The sequence below is a fragment of the Pseudomonas sp. BGI-2 genome, assembly GCF_004310295.1.
Lineage (GTDB): Bacteria > Pseudomonadota > Gammaproteobacteria > Pseudomonadales > Pseudomonadaceae > Aquipseudomonas.
The window spans coordinates 39,266-59,629 of record NZ_SISB01000011.1 but is presented as its reverse complement, the minus strand read 5'-3'; the positions used below and the strand labels follow the sequence as shown (position 1 = coordinate 59,629).

The 20,364-nt window shown below is 56.0% G+C and carries 19 protein-coding genes and 1 pseudogene; 15 read left to right on the top strand and 5 right to left on the bottom strand.

The window, feature by feature from the left end; all coding sequences use genetic code 11:
- Positions 1-207: 207 nt before the first annotated feature.
- From EYC95_RS09850 to EYC95_RS09835, 4 genes are all read left to right on the top strand, one after another.
- Positions 208-1,056: a hypothetical protein gene (locus EYC95_RS09850; RefSeq protein WP_131060179.1), complete on the top strand. Its 849-nt coding sequence runs from the start codon at positions 208-210 to the stop codon at positions 1,054-1,056.
- 167 nt (positions 1,057-1,223) lie between these two features.
- Positions 1,224-1,709, top strand: coding sequence for an SLATT domain-containing protein (locus EYC95_RS09845; protein ID WP_131060178.1), 486 nt, complete (start codon positions 1,224-1,226; stop codon positions 1,707-1,709).
- Positions 1,710-1,714: 5 nt separating this feature from the next.
- On the top strand, positions 1,715-2,311 hold the full coding sequence (ribA, locus tag EYC95_RS09840) for a GTP cyclohydrolase II RibA (RefSeq protein ID WP_131060177.1): 597 nt from the start codon (positions 1,715-1,717) through the stop codon (positions 2,309-2,311).
- A gap of 180 nt (positions 2,312-2,491) precedes the next feature.
- Positions 2,492-3,562: a hypothetical protein gene (locus tag EYC95_RS09835; protein ID WP_131060176.1), complete on the top strand. Its 1,071-nt coding sequence runs from the start codon at positions 2,492-2,494 to the stop codon at positions 3,560-3,562.
- 551 nt (positions 3,563-4,113) lie between these two features.
- Here EYC95_RS09835 and EYC95_RS09830 read toward each other — a convergent pair.
- Together EYC95_RS09830 and EYC95_RS09825 are read right to left on the bottom strand one after the other, a co-directional pair.
- Positions 4,114-4,476, bottom strand: coding sequence for a DUF6124 family protein (locus tag EYC95_RS09830; protein WP_131060175.1), 363 nt, complete (start codon positions 4,474-4,476; stop codon positions 4,114-4,116).
- 522 nt (positions 4,477-4,998) lie between these two features.
- Complete coding sequence (locus EYC95_RS09825; protein WP_131060174.1) at positions 4,999-5,571, bottom strand: cytochrome b; 573 nt, start codon at positions 5,569-5,571, stop codon at positions 4,999-5,001.
- Between the two features lie 205 nt (positions 5,572-5,776).
- On the opposite strand from EYC95_RS09825, the gene EYC95_RS09820 reads away from it, so the two are divergent.
- A complete protein-coding gene (locus EYC95_RS09820; protein ID WP_131060173.1) occupies positions 5,777-6,454 on the top strand; it encodes a thermostable hemolysin in 678 nt (225 codons plus the stop codon).
- Positions 6,444-7,619, top strand: a pseudogene (locus tag EYC95_RS09815) (AMP-binding protein); the annotation flags it as partial. The gene EYC95_RS09820 and the pseudogene EYC95_RS09815, both read left to right, overlap by 11 nt.
- 409 nt (positions 7,620-8,028) lie before the next feature.
- On the opposite strand, the gene EYC95_RS09810 reads toward EYC95_RS09815, so the two are convergent.
- Complete coding sequence (locus EYC95_RS09810; RefSeq protein WP_131060172.1) at positions 8,029-8,244, bottom strand: DUF4287 domain-containing protein; 216 nt, start codon at positions 8,242-8,244, stop codon at positions 8,029-8,031.
- A 228-nt stretch (positions 8,245-8,472) separates the two neighbouring features.
- On the opposite strand from EYC95_RS09810, the gene EYC95_RS09805 reads away from it, so the two are divergent.
- The gene (locus tag EYC95_RS09805; RefSeq protein ID WP_256656927.1) at positions 8,473-8,874 is read left to right on the top strand and encodes a carbohydrate-binding module family 20 domain-containing protein; all 402 of its coding nucleotides are present in this window, start codon (positions 8,473-8,475) and stop codon (positions 8,872-8,874) included.
- Between the two features lie 185 nt (positions 8,875-9,059).
- Here the strand turns inward: EYC95_RS09805 and EYC95_RS09800 are convergent, their stop codons facing one another.
- Positions 9,060-9,950: a LysR family transcriptional regulator gene (locus tag EYC95_RS09800; RefSeq protein ID WP_131060170.1), complete on the bottom strand. Its 891-nt coding sequence runs from the start codon at positions 9,948-9,950 to the stop codon at positions 9,060-9,062.
- A gap of 133 nt (positions 9,951-10,083) precedes the next feature.
- Between EYC95_RS09800 and EYC95_RS09795 the strand changes: the two genes are divergently transcribed.
- The 3 genes from EYC95_RS09795 to lldD all read left to right on the top strand — a co-directional run bounded on the left by EYC95_RS09795 (position 10,084) and on the right by lldD (position 14,888).
- The gene (locus tag EYC95_RS09795) at positions 10,084-11,730 is read left to right on the top strand and encodes a GMC family oxidoreductase (RefSeq protein ID WP_131060169.1); all 1,647 of its coding nucleotides are present in this window, start codon (positions 10,084-10,086) and stop codon (positions 11,728-11,730) included.
- A gap of 204 nt (positions 11,731-11,934) precedes the next feature.
- Positions 11,935-13,557, top strand: a complete 1,623-nt coding sequence (locus EYC95_RS09790; protein ID WP_131060168.1) for an MFS transporter — start codon at positions 11,935-11,937, stop codon at positions 13,555-13,557.
- Positions 13,558-13,745: 188 nt separating this feature from the next.
- Positions 13,746-14,888: an FMN-dependent L-lactate dehydrogenase LldD gene (lldD, locus tag EYC95_RS09780; protein WP_131060167.1), complete on the top strand. Its 1,143-nt coding sequence runs from the start codon at positions 13,746-13,748 to the stop codon at positions 14,886-14,888.
- A gap of 81 nt (positions 14,889-14,969) precedes the next feature.
- Here the strand turns inward: lldD and EYC95_RS09775 are convergent, their stop codons facing one another.
- Positions 14,970-15,338, bottom strand: coding sequence for a DUF427 domain-containing protein (locus EYC95_RS09775; protein WP_131060166.1), 369 nt, complete (start codon positions 15,336-15,338; stop codon positions 14,970-14,972).
- Between the two features lie 320 nt (positions 15,339-15,658).
- On the opposite strand from EYC95_RS09775, the gene EYC95_RS09770 reads away from it, so the two are divergent.
- The 5 genes from EYC95_RS09770 (at position 15,659) to EYC95_RS09750 (ending at position 20,342) form a co-directional block, all read left to right on the top strand.
- The gene (locus EYC95_RS09770) at positions 15,659-16,081 is read left to right on the top strand and encodes a hypothetical protein (protein ID WP_131060165.1); all 423 of its coding nucleotides are present in this window, start codon (positions 15,659-15,661) and stop codon (positions 16,079-16,081) included.
- Positions 16,082-16,245: 164 nt separating this feature from the next.
- Positions 16,246-18,195, top strand: a complete 1,950-nt coding sequence (locus EYC95_RS09765; protein ID WP_131060164.1) for a DNA topoisomerase III — start codon at positions 16,246-16,248, stop codon at positions 18,193-18,195.
- 116 nt (positions 18,196-18,311) lie between these two features.
- Complete coding sequence (locus EYC95_RS09760) at positions 18,312-18,941, top strand: glutathione S-transferase family protein (protein ID WP_131060163.1); 630 nt, start codon at positions 18,312-18,314, stop codon at positions 18,939-18,941.
- A gap of 49 nt (positions 18,942-18,990) precedes the next feature.
- Positions 18,991-19,494, top strand: a complete 504-nt coding sequence (locus tag EYC95_RS09755; protein ID WP_131060162.1) for a GNAT family N-acetyltransferase — start codon at positions 18,991-18,993, stop codon at positions 19,492-19,494.
- A gap of 518 nt (positions 19,495-20,012) precedes the next feature.
- A complete protein-coding gene (locus EYC95_RS09750) occupies positions 20,013-20,342 on the top strand; it encodes a hypothetical protein (RefSeq protein WP_131060161.1) in 330 nt (109 codons plus the stop codon).
- The last annotated feature ends 22 nt before the right edge of the window (positions 20,343-20,364 follow it).

The window sequence follows — 20,364 nt, the reverse complement described above, 5'->3', positions numbered from 1 at the left end:
CATTGGTTCAAAACGGCTAAGAGCCCTAGAGATTCTTGACTGGATCGTCGAGTCTTATATGAACGAAGTGGGTCCTTGATGCGCAATAGATCACGCAGGCACAATGTGTAAGCCATCAAATTGCCGCTACGCTTGGGCTGACCAGTAAGCAGAACGCCCACCGCATAGCGTATGGGCTACAACAGTATCAACCAAGGAGAAGGTTCAATGCTGGAAATCAACATCAACTATGCACCCCAGATATCGCTCCTCAAAGACATTGACGAGCAGCTAACAGATGCTTGGAATTCTGTCTATAAGCTGCAAAATCTCAGTGAGCACGTAGACCACGAAAACGGCACCAACGAAGACTACGACGAAGAAGAAACCTATTTCTCTTCAAAAATTCAGCGGATTCACCTTTCTCTCTGCCTCCTATTGGAATCACTCGGATACGTTCAGTTGCTCCAAGACTTTAAGTCAGGCTATTCGGCTTATTCAGGCAATCCAACTTCATGTTCGCCCACCCGCGACGGGGACTTTCATAGCAGCACACTCAGTTACTTCTGGCGCTTTCATAAAACCACTTCATCGCTAATAAATCTTGAGTCGGTAGAAACGGATGAAAGAAAGCAGCGTGTACTGCTAGAGGCTATTTTAAGAAACACGCCCAAGATCGTACATGATCGCAAAATCACGCCAAATAGCGAGGCAGAAGTCCGCAACTGCGTATACGATCTACTGATACATGTGTTCCCTGACACCATGCGTGAGATACCCGTCCCCCAAGTCACGAAGACTTACAAAGCCGATCTTGGCGTCCCGTCTCTCAAAACTGCGGCGGAGTACAAATATGCGACCACTGAGGAGGAGGCCAGGAAGATCATTGGCGGCTTTTACGAAGACATGCGTGGGTATGCAGGCAGCGAGGATTGGAAGCACTTTTACGCAGTGCTATTCATGTCAAAACCTTTTTTCACCGTGGAACAGATCCGAGCTGAGTTCGCACATGTCGGTGCCGACAAAAACTGGTCACCCATACTCGTACACGGTGAAGGAACACGTAAAAGGCGCTAAGACTTAGCAAAAATGGACAGATTTATTTACTTGAAATAAATCTGTCCTCTTTCCCTCGTCACAATCACCCAGTTTTGTCAGGAGCGGGCCCGTAAAAAAACATATGAAGAATAAGAGGCGCTGTCGTCTAAATGCGAAAATTTTCTCTAATAACTTGGGTACTACGAATGCTGCCTGACAATACAGAACATGACGATAAATTGCCAGACCCAGAAGTTTTTACAAAAAACCTAATTCAGGGTTTCAAAAGTAAAGCCGTACACAACAAAAACGAATCGATGTTTTTTTTCTGGCTCTCCATGGGCGGCGCACTCACCGCCCCATTGTTTCTAACATTAGGCAGCGGTATGTTCCTGGAGAAAGTAGTCCCTTCCATGCTTTCAGCTTTAGTCGCGTTCTCAACTACCTGGCTCCAACTCAGAAAGCCACAACAATTGTGGGCGCTTTACAGAACGTCACAAAGAGAAATCGAGGATAATTTACATAAATTTCAATATAAAATACTGGACTATAAAGACTCAGCGCATCCCGAGAAGCTACTGATTGAGCGAGTTTCAAAAATCGCGCTAGACGCACACTATTCATGGCTACCAATGGTTCCAAATCCGGAAAACATACAAGGTTCTTCTAAACAACGAACACAAGAGTCATAATTAAAATGATACAAACATTTGAACTGGAAACCACGACAATAGAAACTAAGTTTGGCAGCTTCATATTTCATTGCTTTTCTTGGGGCGCACATGAAGAGGACAACATTCTCGTTCTTGAAAAGAAAAGCATTAAATTCGCCCCACTTGTAAGAATTCAAAGTGCTTGTTATACCGCTGAGATATTTAGAAGTCTAGACTGTGATTGCCATGCGCAACTTAGCAAAAGCCAGCAACTAATAGCCGGCGAAGGTGGCTACTTAGTATATATGCTTTGCGATGGTCGCGGAGCCGGGCTCTTAAATAAGGTGCGCGGATTAGAGCTTGGCAGGTTGCATGGAATGGATACCTCTGAAGCCTATCGGCATTTGAATATAGAGCAAGACCCTAGAAATTACTCGAGAGTCAACGAGATATTGAGTCACTTCGAGTTCAAAGAAATTAGGCTCTTAACAAATAACCCAAGAAAAATTGATGCGGTAATTGGGTCAGGCATTAAAGTAACTCGCCACCCACTAGAAATAGAATCCACTACAAGTTCTGCACCCTATTTGAAAACCAAGGCATTAAAAATGGGACACATGCTAAGAGAGTTTCGCAAGTAATTTAATAGAGCTCCTTGCACTTACTGAAACAAACAAAGCGGACAAACTTATTTTTTCGTACCGTTCGGGATAATAAATCCGTCCCTCTCTTCCAAACTTGTCAAAGAAAGTGATCACACAAAATACCAAGCCTAACCGAAACTTAAACGCCAAAAAGCCACACTCGATTGGAGAAATCTCTTGGAAACACATGATTACACCAACCAAATAAGGGAAAACATCGAATATCAAATCAAAAAGCTTTCAATGTTCTGGAGCCTAAGGGAGAAGACAATTAAAAGACTTCTGGAAGAGGTCGTAAATAAAAAAATACCAGACAATGAAAACCTAAACATCAATCAGGCCCTAACCGACTCGATCATGAACTCGATGGCATCATTGATCGACTATTACTACATTTACTGCTTTTTAAGAATGGGGATAAACGCGCAAAACATTACAAAAGTTCAGTACAGACCGCTTAACAATTTCAATATTCGGAAAACCTACCCTTCAAAAGGAAAAAACGAAAAATTAGCTTCGATGGAGGACATCAGAAACGACACACGGGAAAAAATCATAAAAATCAGCCAACAGGACCCAAGCAAATTATCAGGAAATGATTACTGGCCAATATTTTTCGGAAACGCAATCGTCGGCCATCTGAAAGACACTGGCATGATGGAAAAAACATCAAACTTCAAATTTGAATATTGCGATGATAGCTTCTTAGTATCCAGCCTCGCGAGGAAATATCATGAGTACATGTATCGATTTTATTGCAATGAACATTTCTCTCACGGCGTGAAATACAGCATATTCTTGGACATTAACAACTGCCTAAAACACAACACAATCCCTTACGTAAAACCAAAAATTGAAGAGCTTTCAGGCGAACTGAGAGGATTTTTATATTTCGAATTTACGAATAACAGCAATATTTTTTTAAAGCCAGGACCATTAAAAAGTATTGTAGAAATGGGCTTCGAGAGACTGAAAGAAAACCTGAAAATTCTACACACAAACAAAAAAAACTACACATTCGAAATTGAAAAAGAACTTGGCATCGATAAAGTTATCACTACCGACCCAGAAAATGGCTACATTAATGATGGGGATCTTTGCTTTTACATCGACGATGTTTTAATGAGGAAAAGTCGAGATGCCACTTATATTGAAGCCGGTATTAACCTAAAGAGGGTACTAGGCAGGCTAATCAATGACATTGAGCAGGGAATCAATTTGAAATTCAGCGAACTTGAATTATCCTAAACACTCACCTGGAGTACACCAGTGAAAGTAACGAGTTGGTACCTACCTTGAGTGGGTACCAGCAATTCGTTACAGGAAGAACTTGACTTGGCCGGAGAAGCTCATCGTCGGCGTAATGAACTCCGTTAGTCGAGCTTGCAATGCTCGCTGTGCCGAAAGATCAATACCGCCTCGATAGTTGTTCATGATCACTTGCCATTATCACAAACTGCGATAGCCTTCAAATGCACCACTCAGGGTTACATAGCTACGGACGAACACGGTCCAACACCGGACGATGAAATTCCTGCCATCGTCAGCACGATACGGGCCAAGCGGTAAGCAATACACGGAACACGGATAAATAGGTCACCACGGCTAGTCCCTATATAACACCCCCTCGATCCGATTTCGGCCAATCTCTGCCTTTCTACAAGGGGGAGTAATAGATCGATTGCAGCCAGTAATGATCCGACTCCACCCGATAGCTGAGACGTCATACAGGTGAATGCCAACTTACGAACTTCCCCTCTGTGACGACTAACTAACCCACCGCCACAGAGGGTATCTACTTACTCCTTCACCTCAACCTTATCCAGCGCCTGATTCACCGCCAACTCCCCCAACATCACCACCTGAGTAATCCCCAGCAACGTCTTGCGGTGCGAGTTATCCAGCAACGCCGCGAAATTGCTGAGCATGGTGGTGGCCGAGCCCAGTGATTCGCTGGCGTTGGCCAGCAGGGATTCGGTGTCGTACGCCGGGTTGGCGAGGAACATGGGTTCGGGTTCGTGGGTGCTGGCCATGATGTTGGCACCTGGATTGAGGTAGTGGTCGAGGGCGCGTTCGGCGGCTTCGTGGAGTTTTTTGGAGCCGAGGGATTCGTAGGGGGATGCCGGATTGGTGTCCGGTGGGTTGGGTGTTGGTTTGATCATAGATGAAGCTCCCATCGCAAATTTAAGGAGCCATCACCCTCGCTACCAAACGAAGAGTGGCGGCCATGCATGGGTTGGTAGACCGGTTGCGACAGGAAACCCGGCGCTCACAAAGGAGCCCCACGCATGACCACCATAAAGCAGCGTCCAAAAAAGGAGACTATGAAAGGTGTCGCCATGCGACTGTCACAAGCGGGCTACCAAACCCGATCACTGTTTTTCAGTGACCGGGAAACGATATAGCCCGCCCCACAGGCGCACAAGCCGGCGGATTCTGGCGTACGCGTAGGTAATGACGCAAGGCGTTGTAGCCGTTGGGACGTAACACTGAGTGTCTTTAAACATGTGCGCCAAAACATGTTTAAAGCATCAACAGTCGGGCGAAAAATCCTCGGCTGAAATCTATGGTTTCAGGTCTGACGCTATCGCGAGCAGGCTCGCTCCCACAGGGGGTTGGGGTGAATTCGGGGTTTCGGGGTGACAATGGGTATGGCCGGTGTCTGGTTGGCACCGGGTTCGGGATTATAGCTGGCGCTGGTTGATGGGATTACTGGACCGGCCCGGCAACATGCGGGGCAGGGTGTTGTCGCGGACCCAATAGTGATGAAACAACCCCGCCGCCGCGTGCAAGCCGATCAGCCAGTAACCGGTGCTACCCAGCAGTTCATGCCAGTACTTGAATTGCTTAGCCAAGTCCGGATCAGCCGCCACTGGCGATGGCAGGTAGAACTCGAAATAGGGCATCGGCTTGCCCCCAGCCGAGAGCATCAGCCAGGCCAATAATGGAGTGGCGATCATCAAGACGTACAACGCCAGGTGCATCACGTGCGAAACGCCGGTCTGCCATTTGGGCAGTGCCGGGGTAATCGGTGGCCGAGGTGTCAGGCGTCCGAGCAGTCGCACCCATACCAAGGCAAAAATGCTCAAGCCGAAGAGGCCGTGCAGTCCGAGAAACATTCCCCTCAAGGCATGCCCCTTTGGCAGCAGGCCTTTGATTTCGATGCAGGCATACACGCCCACAAACAGCGCCAGCATCAACCAGTGCAAGGTGATCGAGAGTTTTCCATAGCGTTGTGCTGCTGAGTCGCGGGTCATAAAGGGCCTCGAGAACTTCATTGCCGGCTGCCGAGTCATTCGTGCGGCCGGGGTCCGGTGTGTCACCGCACCGACGGGCCACACCCTGCCCGTCCAGTCTTAAGGCAATCTGAAGACTGCGCCGGTCGCTCTTTTTTTCACCTTCAGACTCCGTTAAGAAATGCCTCCGATACTCCTCCCACACTTACTTGGGAGGCGCATTCCAATGCCTGACTTTGAATGGATTATTCCTCTACCCCTGCGCTTCGGCCAGGCTGAAACGCAGACGATGAGTCTGGCCAGAGCGTTGCCGGACAACGTCGAGCGGCCTGTCTTCGAAGCCTTTATCCAGCAACGTTTTCGTAAGGCCCACGGCGCTGATATCCGCCACTTCATGCCGGAATTGTTCGGCATGCGCGATCAAACAGGCACGCTCAGCGCAGTGGCCGGCGTGCGTCTGGCCAATGCCGAATCGTTGTTTCTGGAACGTTATCTGGACGAGTCGATCGAGCCGCTGATCAGCGCTGCGGCTGACCGCCCGGTGGATCGCGCCGGCATCGTCGAAGTCGGCAATCTGGCCGCCAGCGACACCGGCAGCGCGCGGATGAGCATTATCGCCATCACTTATCTGCTGGCCATGGGCGGGCTGGAATGGGTGGCGTTCACCGGCAACATCGGGCTGGTCAACAGCTTTCATCGCCTGGGCTTGAAACCCGTGACGCTGTGCGCGGCCGACCCTGAGCGGCTGGGGGATGAGCGCCAGCACTGGGGCAGTTATTACGAGAGCAAACCCTGGGTGCATGTCGGCAACATCCGCGCCGGCTTCATTCATTTGCGCAACATCGGGATGTTCAATCGCCTGGGGTTGCCGACGTCCCTTGAGGAGTCCAGCCATGTCGCCTGAAACCGAGCGTTTCAAACAGACCCTGCGCAGCCATGCCGAGCGCAAGACCGGCGCCATCGCGTTGTGGGGTGATCAGCTGAAAGTGGATTACGCCACGCTGTACGCCGAAGTGGTGTATCGCCAGCAACGGCTGCGCGATGAGCAGGTCAAGGTGATTGCGCTGGCGTTGGACAATGGCGTCGAAGCCATGCTTTGGGACCTGGCGGCGCTGTTCGAAGGCTTGACGTGCCTGACGCTGCCGCCGTTTTTCAGCCCGGCTCAACGCGCCCATTGCCTGGAGCAGAGCCAGGCGGAACGGGTAATTGCCGAGCCTGGGCTGGACGATGAACTGGAAATGGCCGGGTACGAGAAAACCGGTGAATTCTGGCGTCGCACCTTTAGCGGCCCGAACCGGATGCCTGAAGGGACCGCCAAACTGACGTTCACCTCTGGCACCACGGGCACGCCCAAAGGCGTATGCCTCAGCGCCGAGAGCCTGCTGACGGTCGCTCGCGAACTGGATCAGGCCAGCAAACCCACCGATCCGCAGCATCACCTGGCCCTGTTGCCCCTGGCGATTTTGCTGGAAAACCTCGGTTGTTATGCCGCGTTGTATGCCGGTGCGACGTTGAGTTTGCCCAGTCAGAAAACCCTCGGGATTCAGGGCGCCAGCGGCGTTGATGTGCCACGCCTACTCGGTTGCCTGGCGACCCGGGCGCCCGAGAGTCTGATCCTGGTGCCGCAGTTGTTGCTGATGCTGGTCAGCGCCGCCGAACAGAAAGCCTTCAACCCCTATTCTTTGCGTTTCGCCGCAGTGGGGGGCGCGCGGGTTTCCGAGGAATTGCTGCATCGCGCACAGCGCATCGGCATACCCGTTTACGAAGGCTATGGGCTGTCGGAGTGCGGCTCGGTGGTGTGCCTCAATCGGCCCGAAGCGCGCCGTCCCGGCAGTGTCGGTCGGCCCCTGCCTCACGTCGAGATTCACCTGGCCAAGGACGGCGAAGTGCTGATCAAGGGTTCGACTTTGCTGGGTTATTTGGGAGAGGCGCCGCACACCGATGAATGGTGGCCGACCGGCGATCTCGGCGAGTTCGACCCCGAAGGTTTTCTCTACCTCAAGGGACGCAAGAAGCATCAATTCGTCACCAGTTTCGGACGCAATGTCAACCCGGAGTGGGTCGAGGCCGGCGGCGGCGACGGTTTGCGGATCATCGACGTTGGCTGGGGGGACGCATCACGCTGGCCAACCGCCCGGAAGGCGGCTTACGCGCGACGCTGTCCATTCCCGACAGCCAGCCCCGCGATCCTTTACAACGCACCACGCGTGAGTTGCCGCCGAATGCTTGAGTGATCTCCGGCAGGGGCTTGCGGTAGTAACTCATCAGGAACGCTGCCAAGCGAAGAATCTCGGCTAAATGCGGTGTGCCAGATCTGACGCCTTCGCGAGCAAGCTCGCTCCCACATGGGTCTGGTGTCGATTTTGAGTGTTATGGTCGACACAGTACCCATGTGGGAGCGGGCTTGCTCGCGAAGACGGCGGCACATCCAACAACTATGTCATTGCCATGCCACCTTGCGAGCCGTTTACAGATGACTCACTTTTTAGCACTCGCCAAGTAATGCGCCACCAACGCATTCGCATGCCCATGCCCCATCCCGTGCTCATCCTTCAGCCAAGCCACCATTTCCATATGCTTCTTGCCACTCACTGTCCCGAGCAGATCCAGCCAATGGTTGATGGGCTTCCCATACTTTTTCTCGATGGACGAGAAGTACGACGCCGGGCCTTTCACTTTTGTCTCTTCGCTCATGCTGCAAGCTCCCTTGTTCGCGACGGAGTGTCGGTGGACGCTCCTTGTCTTCACCCAACGATTGAAGGCCAGGACGGCTGCGCAGTCCAGTGGGAGAACGAGCTCTCATTTAATAAGCAACGATGGAAGCTATCGCGAAGCGCTCTAACGAACTGTCAGTTCTTACAGGTCACTTTCAGATTTTCCGGGGCTAAGCTGCCTCCACTGAATTGAACTGAGGTGTTCATCATGTCTCGCAACCGCTACCTGTTGCCCCTGGGCGTTCTCTTGTTGGCGATGCTGCCGGTGTTCCACGACGCCCAAGGTGCCCAGTGGACGCCCTTAACAGACGAAGTGGAATTTAAGTGCGTTAACGGCAACACGACGCCGGGCTATAGCGTTTATGTTGTGGGCGACCATCCGAAGTTAGGGAGCTGGGACCCGGCCAAGGCCGTAAAACTCAACGATAAACCCGACTACCCTACATGGACCGGCAAGGTACTTTTCCCAGGCGCGGACGACGGCAAAGACGTGGAATGGAAGTGCATCGTGCGCAACGAGACCGTTCCGACCGACGTGCAGAAGTGGCAGAACAATCCCAACAACATCGTTAAGTTGGCTTTCACCGCAAAGAGTGTCGGCACGTTCTGAGGCGTGAGTGGACATTTGGAAAAATGAATCTGACACGCTCCCACTCCGAAATCGTCTGAACTTCATCGACCAGTCACCTGATCGGTGTAGGAGCGAGGCTTGCCCGCGAAGAACGAATACGCAGTGTGTCAGGCTTGGCGCCTTCGCGAGCAAGCTTCGCTCCTACAGGGGATTGCGTAGGCCCGTTAGGTTGGGCCTAGCAGTAAGGTTTGTTCGCGTTCGCACAACTCCACCACGTAATCCCACATCACCCGCAGCCTTACCGACTTGTGCAACTCCCGCCGCGTGCTGATCCAGTAACTGCGCTGAATGCTCTCATCCGCAAACAACGGCACCAGCTCCGGATCGGCACTGGCCATGTAGCACGGCAGCACCGCGATCCCCAACCCCGAGCGCGCCGCTTGTTGCTGGGCGATGACGCTGGTGCTGTGGAACACCACCTGCGGGTTGCGGCAGAAGCTGTTGAGGAACATCAGTTCCTGGCTGAACAGCAGGTCGTCGACGTAGCCGATCCAGGCGTGGCGGCCGAGGTCTTCGCGGCTGTGCAGCGGGGGTGCCTTTTCGAGGTAGGCCTGGCTGGCGTAGAGCGCCAGGCGATAGTCAGTGAGTTTGCGCGTGACCAGCATGTCGGCGGCCGGGCGTTCGAGGTGGATGCTGATTTCGGCTTCGCGGTTGAGGATGCTGACGAAGCGCGGCACGGCCACCAGCTCCACTTCCAGTCCCGGGTAGCGTTCGAACAGGCCGTTCATACGGCTGGCGAGGAACATGATGCCCAGCCCTTCCGTTACGCCGACGCGAATCTTGCCCAGTGGCGCCGTGGATTGGGTGATTTCCTCTTGCGCCAGCAACGCGACATTTTCCATGGCTTCAGCGTGTTTGAGCAGCGCTTCGCCGGCCGGGGTCAATTCGTAGCCTTGGGCATGCTGGACAAACAACGCGGTGCCGAGGCTCTTTTCGATGGCTTCGATGTGCCGGGCGACGGTGGCGTGGGTGGTGTTCAAACGGCGGGCGGCGGTGAGCAAACGCCCGCTGCGCTGCAACTCGAGAAAAAACCGCAGGTCATTCCAGTCGAACATGAGTCGTCCTTGGGTCTACGCTGTGTGAGGCGCTGTCTGAAAACGCACAGCGGCTGCGCAAAAACTAACATTCTTTTGACGAAAGCTAACAACTAGGATGACCGACAACAAGAACAACAATGCGAGGTCAGGGATGCAGACTTCCCTTGATGAATTCGACTACATCGTGGTCGGCGCCGGGCCGGCCGGTTGTTTGCTGGCCAATCGGCTGTCAGCCAACCCGCAACACCGCGTATTGCTGCTCGAAGCCGGCGGCCGCGATAACTATGCGTGGATTCACATCCCCGTGGGTTACCTGTTCTGCATCGGCAACCCGCGCACCGACTGGTGCTTCAAGACCGAAGCGCAACCTGGCCTGCAAGGTCGCGCGCTGAGTTACCCGCGCGGCAAAGTGCTGGGCGGCTGCTCCTCGATCAACGGCATGATCTACATGCGTGGCCAGGCCGGCGACTATGACGGCTGGGCCGCCGATGGCAATCCGGGCTGGAGCTGGGACGACGTCCTGCCGCTGTTCAAGAAAAGCGAAAACCATTTTGCCGGCGACTCGGAGTTTCACGGTGCCGCCGGGGAATGGCGGATCGAGCGTCAGCGGCTGTCGTGGCCGATTCTGGATGCGTTCCGCAGCGCTGCCGAGCAATCCGGCATTGCCAGCATCGATGATTTCAATCAGGGCGATAACGAAGGCTGCGGCTATTTCCAGGTCAATCAGAAGGCCGGGATTCGCTGGAACGCGGCCAAGGCGTTTCTTAAACCGATCCGCAATCGCGCCAGTCTGACCGTGCTGACCGATGTCGAAGTGGATCGTGTGCTGCTGGAGAATGGCCGTGCATCGGCGGTCAGTACGCGCTATCAAGGTCAGGCGAAAACCTTCAAGGCGCGCAAGGAAATCGTGTTGTGCGCAGGCTCCGTCGGTTCGCCGAGCATCCTCCAACGTTCCGGGATCGGCCCTCGCCCGCTGCTGCAAAAACTGGGGATCGGCGTGGCCCATGAGCTGCCTGGCGTTGGCGGAAATCTGCAGGATCACCTGCAACTGCGGCTGATCTACAAACTGGAAAACGCGCGCACCCTGAACCAGATCGCCGGCAGCGTGTGGGGCAAAATGGGCATGGGCCTGCGTTATCTGTATGACCGCAGCGGCCCGCTGTCGATGGCGCCGAGTCAGCTGGGGGCATTTGCCCGGTCGGGGCCGGAACAGACTTCGGCCAATCTCGAATACCACGTGCAACCGTTGTCGCTGGAGCGTTTTGGTGAGCCGTTGCATGCCTTTCCCGCTTTTACGGCGTCGGTTTGCGATCTAAGGCCGCAGAGTCGTGGACGGGTGGAAATTCGTTCAGCTGATCCGCAGGAAGCACCGTTGATTCAGCCCAATTACTTGAGTCATCCGGAAGATTTGCGGGTCGCCGCTGACGCCATTCGCCTGACCCGACGCATCGTCGCCGCGCCGGCCTTGCAAGCGTTCAAACCGGTCGAGTATTTGCCCGGTGGAAGCTTGCAGAGTGAAGAAGAATTGCACGAAGCCGCGGCGCGGATTGGCACGACGATTTTCCATCCGGTGGGGACGTGTCGCATGGGCAATGATGTGGATGCGGTGGTCGATGCCGAGTTGCGTGTTCACGGGATTCCCGGCTTGCGCATCGCTGATGCGTCGATCATGCCGCGGATTACCTCGGGCAATACGTGTTCGCCTACGCTGATGATTGCCGAAAAAGCTGCGCAGTTGATCCTCATCCCCGGCGCAGGGAGCCTCACCCCGGAGAACGAACTGCTGACTAACGCCTGAATCACACCCGTAGGAGCGAGGCTTGCCCGCGAAAAACGATGACGCGGTGTATCAGGTCTGACGCCTTCGCGAGCAAGTCGGATCGCCGCACCGTTCGCTCCTACAAAGATTGATATTCACGCGCTTTATGGATGCGCGGCACCCGACCACAAGGCAGGCGCCGACAGTGGAACAACAAAAACAATCACTGTGAGGGATACCGATATGTCAGAACATGTTCAGCCGCTGGATGCCGCGCGCAGCGTCGACATCAGCCCCGACACCCGCAAAGTCATCTTCGCGTCGTCACTCGGGACGGTTTTCGAGTGGTACGACTTTTTCCTCTATGGCGCCCTCGCGGCGGTGATCAGCAAGCAGTTTTTCGCCGGGGTCAACGACACCACGGCGTTCATCTTTGCGCTGATGGCCTTTGCCGCTGGTTTCATCGTGAGGCCATTCGGTGCGTTGGTGTTCGGACGGCTGGGGGACATGATCGGGCGTAAATACACCTTCCTCGCGACCATCGTCCTCATGGGCCTGGCGACCTTCTGCGTGGGGCTGCTGCCGACTTATTCAAGCATCGGCATCGCCGCACCGATCATCCTCGTGGTGTTGCGCATGCTTCAGGGCCTGGCCTTGGGCGGCGAGTACGGCGGTGCCGCGACGTACGTCGCCGAACACGCGCCGATGGGTAAACGCGGTTTCCACACCAGCTGGATTCAGTCCACCGCGACCCTCGGCCTGTTGCTGTCGCTGCTGGTGGTACTCGGTTGCCGCTACTTCACCGGTGACCAGTTCGAAGTCTGGGGCTGGCGGATTCCGTTTCTGTTTTCGATCGTTCTGCTGGGCATCTCGACCTGGATTCGCTTGAGCCTGCACGAGTCGCCGGCCTTCGTGAAAATGAAAGAGGAAGGCAAGCTCTGCAAGTCACCGCTGCGTGATTCCTTCGGCAAATGGGAAAACCTCAAAGTGGTGCTGATTGCCCTGTTCAGCATCAACGCCGGGCAAGCGGTGACGTTTTATGCGGCGCAGTTCTACGTGCTGTTTTTCCTCACCCAGTTCCTGAAAATGGACCCTGCCCTGGCTAATAGTCTGTTGATCGTCAGCGTGATTATCGGCGCGCCGTTCTTCATCTTTTTTGGCTGGCTGTCGGACAAGGTCGGGCGCAAACCGGTGCTGATGATCGGCCTGCTGCTGGCGACCGCGCTGTATTTCCCGATCTTCAAATCCATCGCCCACTACGCCAACCCGGCCATCGACCAGGCCAGCCGTCAGGCACCGATCACCGTACTGGCGGACCCGGCCACCTGCACGTTCCAGTTTGACCCGGTAGGCAAAGCGAAATTTGACAGCCCTTGCGACAAGGTCAAAACCTTCCTGGTGAAACAAGGCCTGCCCTACAGCAGCGAAGCGGCCCCGGCCGGTAGCGGCGTGCAGGTCAGCGTCGGTGATGTGAAACTGGATGGCTTCGACGAAGCGGCCCTGCGCGGTGCGGTGACCCTGGCGGGCTATCCGTCACAAGCCGATACGCAACAGGTCAACAAGACCATGATCGTGGCGCTGATGGTGGTGCTGATCATCATTTCCGCCATGTGCTACGGCCCGCTGGCGGCGCTGATGGTCGAACTGTTCCCGACGCGCATCCGCTACACCTCGATGTCCCTGCCGTACCACATCGGCAACGGCTGGTTCGGCGGGTTCCTGCCGACGGTGTCGTTTGCGTTGGTGGTGTACACCGGGGACATCTTCTACGGGCTGTGGTACCCGGTGGTAATTACCGCGGTGAGCCTCGTGGTGGGGATGATTTGTCTGCGTGAGACGAAAAACGTGGATCTGGATACCAACTGAAGTCACCACAATCCCCTGTGGCGAGGGGGCTTGCCCCCGTTCGGCTGCGAAGCAGTCGTAAATACAGACAACTCATTCTGTATGAAAGAACGCTGAGGGCCGCTTCGCAGCCCAACGGGGATAAATCCCCTCGCCACAGGTAAGCTCAACGATCTTTACAGCCCCGACACTCACCCGACCGAGGCACCATGATCATTTCATCCGCATCCGACTACCGCGAGGCAGCACGTCGCAAACTCCCGCGTTTCCTGTTCGACTACATCGATGGCGGGGCTTATGCAGAGCATACCCTGAGGGCCAACAGCGCCGACCTGACGGGCATCAGCCTGCGCCAGCGCATTCTGAAAAACGTCGAAACCCTGAGCCTGCAAACCACCCTCTTCGATCAACCGCTTTCAATGCCCGTCATATTGGCGCCGGTCGGCCTGACGGGCATGTTCGCCCGCCGAGGTGAAGTGCAGGCGGTCAGAGCAGCGGAAAACAAAGGCATTCCCCTGTGCCTTTCAACGGTATCGGTGTGTTCGATCGAGGAAGTCGCGGCGCAGAGCCAGCAATCCATCTGGTTTCAGCTGTACGTGCTCAAAGACCGGGGCTTCATGAAAAATGCCCTGGAACGCGCGAAAGCCGCCGGGGTAAAAAACCTGGTGTTTACCGTCGACATGCCCACCCCCGGCGCCCGCTACCGGGACGCGCATTCAGGCATGTCAGGTCCTTTCGCGTCATCGCGGCGAATGCTTCAGGCCATGACCCGGCCCGACTGGGCGCTCAACGTCGGCGTTATGGGTCGTCCACACGACCTGGGCAACATTTCGAAGTACCTTGGCAAAGCCGTCACGCTCGAGGACTACATGGGCTGGCTGGCCAATAACTTCGACCCGTCGATCAGCTGGAGCGATCTGGAGTGGATTCGTGAATTCTGGAAAGGCCCGATGATCATCAAAGGCATCCTCGACCCGCAGGATGCCAGGGACGCGGTCAGCTTTGGTGCGGACGGCATTGTGGTGTCGAACCACGGTGGGCGGCAGCTTGACGGCGTGCTCTCTACCACCAAGGCATTGCCGCCGATCATGCAAGCGGTGGGGAATGACCTGACGGTGCTGGTCGACTCGGGTATTCGCTCGGGGCTGGATGTCGTGCGAATGCTGGCCATGGGCGCCAAAGGCGTGTTGCTGGGGCGATCCATGGCCTATGCACTGGCGGCCGGTGGTCAACGCGGGGTGGAGAACATGCTGGATATCTTCGCCAAGGAAATGCGCGTGGCCATGACGTTAACGGGGGTGACTTCGATTGGTCAGATTGATGAATCTACGCTGGTGGGGGCTGTTCGCTGATGTAATAACGCCCCTCACCCCAGGGTTCGTGCTCGACTGGAGATTGGGTTAAGTGACCAGCATTACCGTCAATGCGCGACATCACTCAACGTCTTTGAGCACCTCAAACGTAACCTGATCTGGATAGAACGCCACGTAGCCGCGAATCTGATCGACCGACACTTTGGGGTCTTCATAGCGCCACACCGCGTTAGCGCCCTCATGCCCCGGGATTTGCAGGCTGTAATAAGTGGCGTCGCCTTTGTACGGGCAATAGGTCGTGTGGTCGGTACGGGCGAAATACTCTTCGGCAATGTCCTCCCATGGAACGTAGTACACCGGAGGATAATTGGCCTCAAGCAGCACCAGTGCGCGCGAGGAGGCGGCCACCTGAATACCGTGAAATTTCACCAACAGAATGCCTGGCTGCTCTGCGATGGTAATGACAGGACTAGGACCGGTGCTTTTCATGGAATACGTTCCTCATGACGGTGATGGACCTGTGAAAGCAAGATTTGCGCCCCGCTCATGTAGCGAGGGACCTTGCTCCCGCTGGCTGCGCAGCGGCCCCAAAATTTGAGACTGCGAACTGTCAGGTATAACCCAAATTTCGCAACCACGACTGCTTCGCAGCCGAACGGGGCGATGCGGCTGTCAGCGAGACTCGCGGACAACAAACCTGGCTACGTTGAAATATCATCTACGATTCATGTCAGCGGTCACTTCCCTACTGTGCAGATAAGCGTTCGTGGCGTGGGGTTTCGAGTCTCAGCAATCTAAGGGTCTTCTCCATGCCTGATTCGCAAATTGCCCCCCCGGGGGCCGGAAAACTGCTCTATCGCGGCTCCGTGGAAGCGGATGACCCCTGGTTCGAGACACCGGTGCAACTCACCTCTGGAGAACGCTATTTCTTTCGGGCGTCAGGGTCATGGACCGACTGGAACCAGCCGCACGATGCCAACGGCTTGCGCATTGAAAAATTGCGACCTTTCGAACGTTTCATTCGCTGTCAATCAGCGGATGTCGCCTGGTTCACGCTCGTGGGGGCAATTGGCAAGGATCGCGACAGTTTTTTTGCCATTGGCGATGGACTCCGCTGGCCGGAGGGCTGGGTAGCGCCGGCCTCCGGTCCACTCCTCTGCTTCGCCAACGACGCGCGGTTGATGTACTTCAACAATCACGGTGCCGTCACGCTAGAAGTGTGGACCACCTGAAATCCAGATCAGGCGCGGATCTGGTCACCTGCCGATGTACATCGCCCGGCCCTGGCAATCAATCGCAACGCATAAGCTGTACATCCATACAGATAATGATTGATCCATTGCTCATCACCGGCCATTCTGTGCGCCTCTTGCACATTTGATGAACGACGGTGGTTATGCAGCTGTACCTCTGTGAAAAACCTTCCCAGGCCAAAGACATCGCGGCAGTACTCGGCGCCAAGCGTCGGGGCGACGGCTGCTGGCTGGGAACGGATGTCACGGTGACCTGGTGCATCGGCCATCTGCTGGAAACCGCGCCGCCGGATGCCTACGACGCACGATACAAGCGATGGGTGCTAGCGGATCTGCCAATCATTCCGGAAAAATGGAAGATGACGGTCAAACCGCGCACGGCCAGCCAGTACAAGGCGGTCAAACGCTTGCTCGGCGAGGCTGATGAGCTGGTGATTGCCACCGACGCCGACCGTGAGGGCGAGATGATTGCCCGGGAGTTGGTCGAACATTGCCGCTATCGCGGGCCGATCTGGCGACTGTGGCTGTCGGCGCTGGACGATGCGTCGATCCGCAAGGCGCTGGCGGCGCTCAAACCGGGTGCAGAGACTTTCAGCCTTTATCATTCGGCGCTGGGACGTTCCCGAGCCGACTGGTTGATCGGGATGAACATGAGCCGGTTGTTTACGCTGCTGGGGCGACAGTCCGGTTATCAAGGCGTGTTGCCGGTGGGCCGGGTGCAGACGCCGACCTTGCGGCTGGTGGTGGATCGCGACCGCAGCATTGCCGATTTCGTGCCGGTCGCCTATTGGGCCATCGACGTGCAGCTGTTGCACGACGGTACGGCGTTCACTGCCCAGTGGCGCGCGGCATCCGACGTTTGTGACGATCAGGATCGCTGCCTGAATCAGGCGCTGGCCCAGCAAGCGGCCGCCGCCATCAACAGCGCGGCGAGTGCCCGGGTGATCAAGCTGCGTACCGAGCGGATGCGTGAAGTCGCGCCGCTGCCGTTCGATCTGGGCACCTTGCAGGAAGTCTGCTCGAAGAAACTCGGGCTCGGCGCCCAGGAAACTCTCGACATAGCCCAGGCGCTCTATGAAACCCACAAGGTCATCACCTATCCGCGCAGCGATTGCGGTTTCCTGCCGATGAGCCAGCACAGCGAAGCCCCGGGCATACTCGCCGCGCTCCGCCATGCCGATCCATCGCTGAACGCCTTGAACGACCACCTGGAGCCACAGCGCCGCTCTCGCGCCTGGAACGATGCCAAGGTCACGGCTCACCACGGCATCATTCCGACGGCGGCAGCAAAAAATCTTGATCGACTGGTGGGCAAGCAACGCGCGGTGTACACCCTGATCCGTGCGCGTTATCTGGCGCAGTTCCTGCCCAACCATGAATACGACCGCACCCAGGCTGACTTCGACTGCGCCGGTGAAGCCTTGCGTGCCGTCGGCAAGCAGATCGTCGAGCCCGGCTGGAAACGCGCGCTGCCCGAGGCGCTCGCCCCGGCGAAGGGTCGCGAGGCGCCGGCACCGCAAACGCTGCCGGCATTGGCCGAAGGGCGTGACTGCGCGGTGGCCGATGTGAAGCTCAAGGACCTCTGGACGCAACCGCCGAAACCGTTCACCGAAGGCGACCTGATCAAAGCAATGAAGAACGTCGCCAAACTGGTGGAAGACCCGCTGCTCAAACAGAAGCTCAAGGACACCACAGGCATTGGCACTGAAGCCACCCGCGCCTCGATCATCCAGGGCCTGCTCGACCGCGGCTACCTGATCAAGAACGGTAAAGCCCTGGCCGCGACCCCGGCCGCCTTCAGCCTGATCGATGCGGTGCCGCGCGCCATTGCCGACCCCGGCACGACGGCCATCTGGGAACAGGCGCTGGACATGGTACAAAGCGGCGAGATGAGCCTGGAAGAGTTCGTCACCAAACAGGCCGCATGGATGAGCAAGCAGGTCGCCCGTTGTGCCGGTCTGAGCCTGACCATCAGTGGGCCGGCGAGCCCGGCCGGGCGTGGTGCCACACCGTGGAAAAACAAACGAAAGCCCACCAAGCGCAAGCCATCAACTGGCGCCAAACGCGCGGCGAAACCAGCCAGCAAAGCTTGAGGGCACTTCGAATGGGCCGTAATGGTCTAGTGTTCTTCAAGCCCGGCGATGGCCCCATTTTCTGAAAAGGCATCGCAGCCTCGTTTCACTCGACAGCTGCTACAGGAACCTTGTTTATGATTATCGTGCACCACCTGAACAACTCCCGCTCCCAACGGATTCTCTGGCTGCTGGAAGAACTGGCCATTCCTTATGAGCTGAAACGCTATCAGCGTGACCCGAAAACCAATCTGGCACCGCCGGAATTGAAAGCGATCAACGCCTTGGGCAAATCGCCGGTTATCGAGGATGGCGCGCAGAAGCTGATCGAGTCCTCCGCGATCATCGACTACCTGATTCGCCGTCATGGCCAGGGGCGCCTGCAACCCGATCCGTCTACCCCCGCCTACGACGAATACGTCCAGTGGCTGCACTTCGCCGAAGGCTCGGCCATGCTGCCGCTGATGTTGAACCTGTACGTCGGGCGTCTGGGTGAAGCTGGTGCACCGCTGCATCCGCGTATCAACTCGGAAGTGGCCAACTACCTCGGCTACCTCGACACGGCATTGAGCCAGTCCGATTACCTGCTGGGTGATGAGTTCAGCGCCGCCGATATCCAGATGAGCTTTATCGGCGAGATCGCCCGGGCTCAGGGCAAGCTGGGCAACTATCCTCATGTGGCGGCCTGGGTACAACGCTTCCAGGTACGTCCTGCCTACGCCGCTGCGTTAAAGACAGGTGGGACGTACGACTTCGCCCCCCACTGAGTGATCCCGAAAGGGCCACGGATGGCCCAGCGATCTGGAGCGAGCCAGCATGCCTGCGATCGAACTGCACGCCGCACACCGCGATAAACTGGACACGATCGAAAACCTGATGCAGTTCTACATGCACGATTTCAGCGAGTGGCTGCCACTGAAACTAGGAGAACACGGCTTCTACAACATTCAGCCGAAAACGGATTACTGGCGCAACCCCGCGACCCGACCGTTTCTGATCAAGGTGGACGGTGAGCTCGCCGGTTTCGTGACCGTGGACGACGACGTTCATATCGAAGGTGCCGAGCACAACATCGGCTACCTTTTTGTCAGTCGGCGCTTTCGTGGCCAAGGTGTCGCGAAGTTTGTCGTTTCCACCCTCTTGAGCCGGTTCCCCGGTCAATGGCAGATTTTCCACATCGACGCGAACCCGCCTGCACGGCGGTTCTGGGCCAAGGTGATGCCACAGCTCGCGGGCGATGAATTCACCCTGCATCAGCGGCCGGTAGACGGTTATCCCTGCACCTTCTACCGCTTCCAAAGCCCGCAGCCATCGTCCTGATCGGCCCGTTGTGACTCCCCTTTTTAATTCCAAAGCGCTTTGTCCGACAATATGTAGTGACTGAAAATAATCACTACATAACGGTTGACGCCTCCGATTTGCCCTTGCATGATGCAGACATCTCCCCGATCGGGAGTACAGCAACATGTTTGAGCAAGCTCGTCTGACCGCCGAGCTGTTTTTCCCGGATACACGCTGCCCACAAGGCAGATTGAAGAAGCTGACCTGGCCCGAACGTCCAGTACAAGGACGAGAAGCGCTGGCGATCAATCCTCATGAAGCTTGTGGCCGACCCTCAAAAGTCGGCGGTAGCCTCCAGGTTTTCGCTGCTTCTCTTCGTTGTGACGCTATTGCGTAGCAGTTATTCAACACGACTACATGCAACAGACGCGACACCCCGTCGAATCGACGGCTGACCGCTGACGTCCTGGTTTCGGTGCCAGGGATCAACTAACCGATGGGCTACCTGTATTAGCGAATCAACTTTGAAAGATCACCAAATGGTCAAGGGGCATATTATGAATCTGAACAATCAACCTACTATCGATGAACTGGCTGGTATCTTCGCTGCGCAAAAAGACAGCCATGACAGCCACATTCTGTGGATCAGCAAATCGGGCCAGGTTCATATCGACTGCCTGTCGCCGCACGCCCACGAAGCCGAGTTCGACCAGAACAACCAGAACCTGCTCGCCCGACTGAAGATGTACCGTCGCGGCCAGGGCTACGTCGGCAAGAAAGCCGCGGCCGACAAGGACTTCATCGGTCATGTTCTGCAAACGCTGAAACAGGCGTGGGCCTCGATGCAGAACCAGAATGAAGTTCGGGTGATTGACCGGTTCTACTGATATCCCCCGCCGCTAATCAACA

Excerpts from the sequence above, each read along its gene's own strand:
- EYC95_RS09850 (WP_131060179.1), top strand. The coding sequence starts at position 208 with ATGCTGGAAATCAACATCAACTATGCACCCCAGATATCGCTCCTCAAA.
- EYC95_RS09845 (WP_131060178.1), top strand. The coding sequence starts at position 1,224 with ATGCTGCCTGACAATACAGAACATGACGATAAATTGCCAGACCCAGAA.
- ribA (WP_131060177.1), top strand. The coding sequence starts at position 1,715 with ATGATACAAACATTTGAACTGGAAACCACGACAATAGAAACTAAGTTT.
- EYC95_RS09830 (WP_131060175.1), bottom strand. The coding sequence starts at position 4,476 with ATGATCAAACCAACACCCAACCCACCGGACACCAATCCGGCATCCCCC.
- EYC95_RS09825 (WP_131060174.1), bottom strand. The coding sequence starts at position 5,571 with ATGACCCGCGACTCAGCAGCACAACGCTATGGAAAACTCTCGATCACC.
- EYC95_RS09820 (WP_131060173.1), top strand. The coding sequence starts at position 5,777 with ATGCCTGACTTTGAATGGATTATTCCTCTACCCCTGCGCTTCGGCCAG.
- EYC95_RS09810 (WP_131060172.1), bottom strand. The coding sequence starts at position 8,244 with ATGAGCGAAGAGACAAAAGTGAAAGGCCCGGCGTCGTACTTCTCGTCC.
- EYC95_RS09805 (WP_256656927.1), top strand. The coding sequence starts at position 8,473 with ATGTCTCGCAACCGCTACCTGTTGCCCCTGGGCGTTCTCTTGTTGGCG.
- EYC95_RS09800 (WP_131060170.1), bottom strand. The coding sequence starts at position 9,950 with ATGTTCGACTGGAATGACCTGCGGTTTTTTCTCGAGTTGCAGCGCAGC.
- EYC95_RS09795 (WP_131060169.1), top strand. The coding sequence starts at position 10,084 with ATGCAGACTTCCCTTGATGAATTCGACTACATCGTGGTCGGCGCCGGG.
- EYC95_RS09790 (WP_131060168.1), top strand. The coding sequence starts at position 11,935 with ATGTCAGAACATGTTCAGCCGCTGGATGCCGCGCGCAGCGTCGACATC.
- lldD (WP_131060167.1), top strand. The coding sequence starts at position 13,746 with ATGATCATTTCATCCGCATCCGACTACCGCGAGGCAGCACGTCGCAAA.
- EYC95_RS09775 (WP_131060166.1), bottom strand. The coding sequence starts at position 15,338 with ATGAAAAGCACCGGTCCTAGTCCTGTCATTACCATCGCAGAGCAGCCA.
- EYC95_RS09770 (WP_131060165.1), top strand. The coding sequence starts at position 15,659 with ATGCCTGATTCGCAAATTGCCCCCCCGGGGGCCGGAAAACTGCTCTAT.
- EYC95_RS09765 (WP_131060164.1), top strand. The coding sequence starts at position 16,246 with ATGCAGCTGTACCTCTGTGAAAAACCTTCCCAGGCCAAAGACATCGCG.
- EYC95_RS09760 (WP_131060163.1), top strand. The coding sequence starts at position 18,312 with ATGATTATCGTGCACCACCTGAACAACTCCCGCTCCCAACGGATTCTC.
- EYC95_RS09755 (WP_131060162.1), top strand. The coding sequence starts at position 18,991 with ATGCCTGCGATCGAACTGCACGCCGCACACCGCGATAAACTGGACACG.
- EYC95_RS09750 (WP_131060161.1), top strand. The coding sequence starts at position 20,013 with ATGAATCTGAACAATCAACCTACTATCGATGAACTGGCTGGTATCTTC.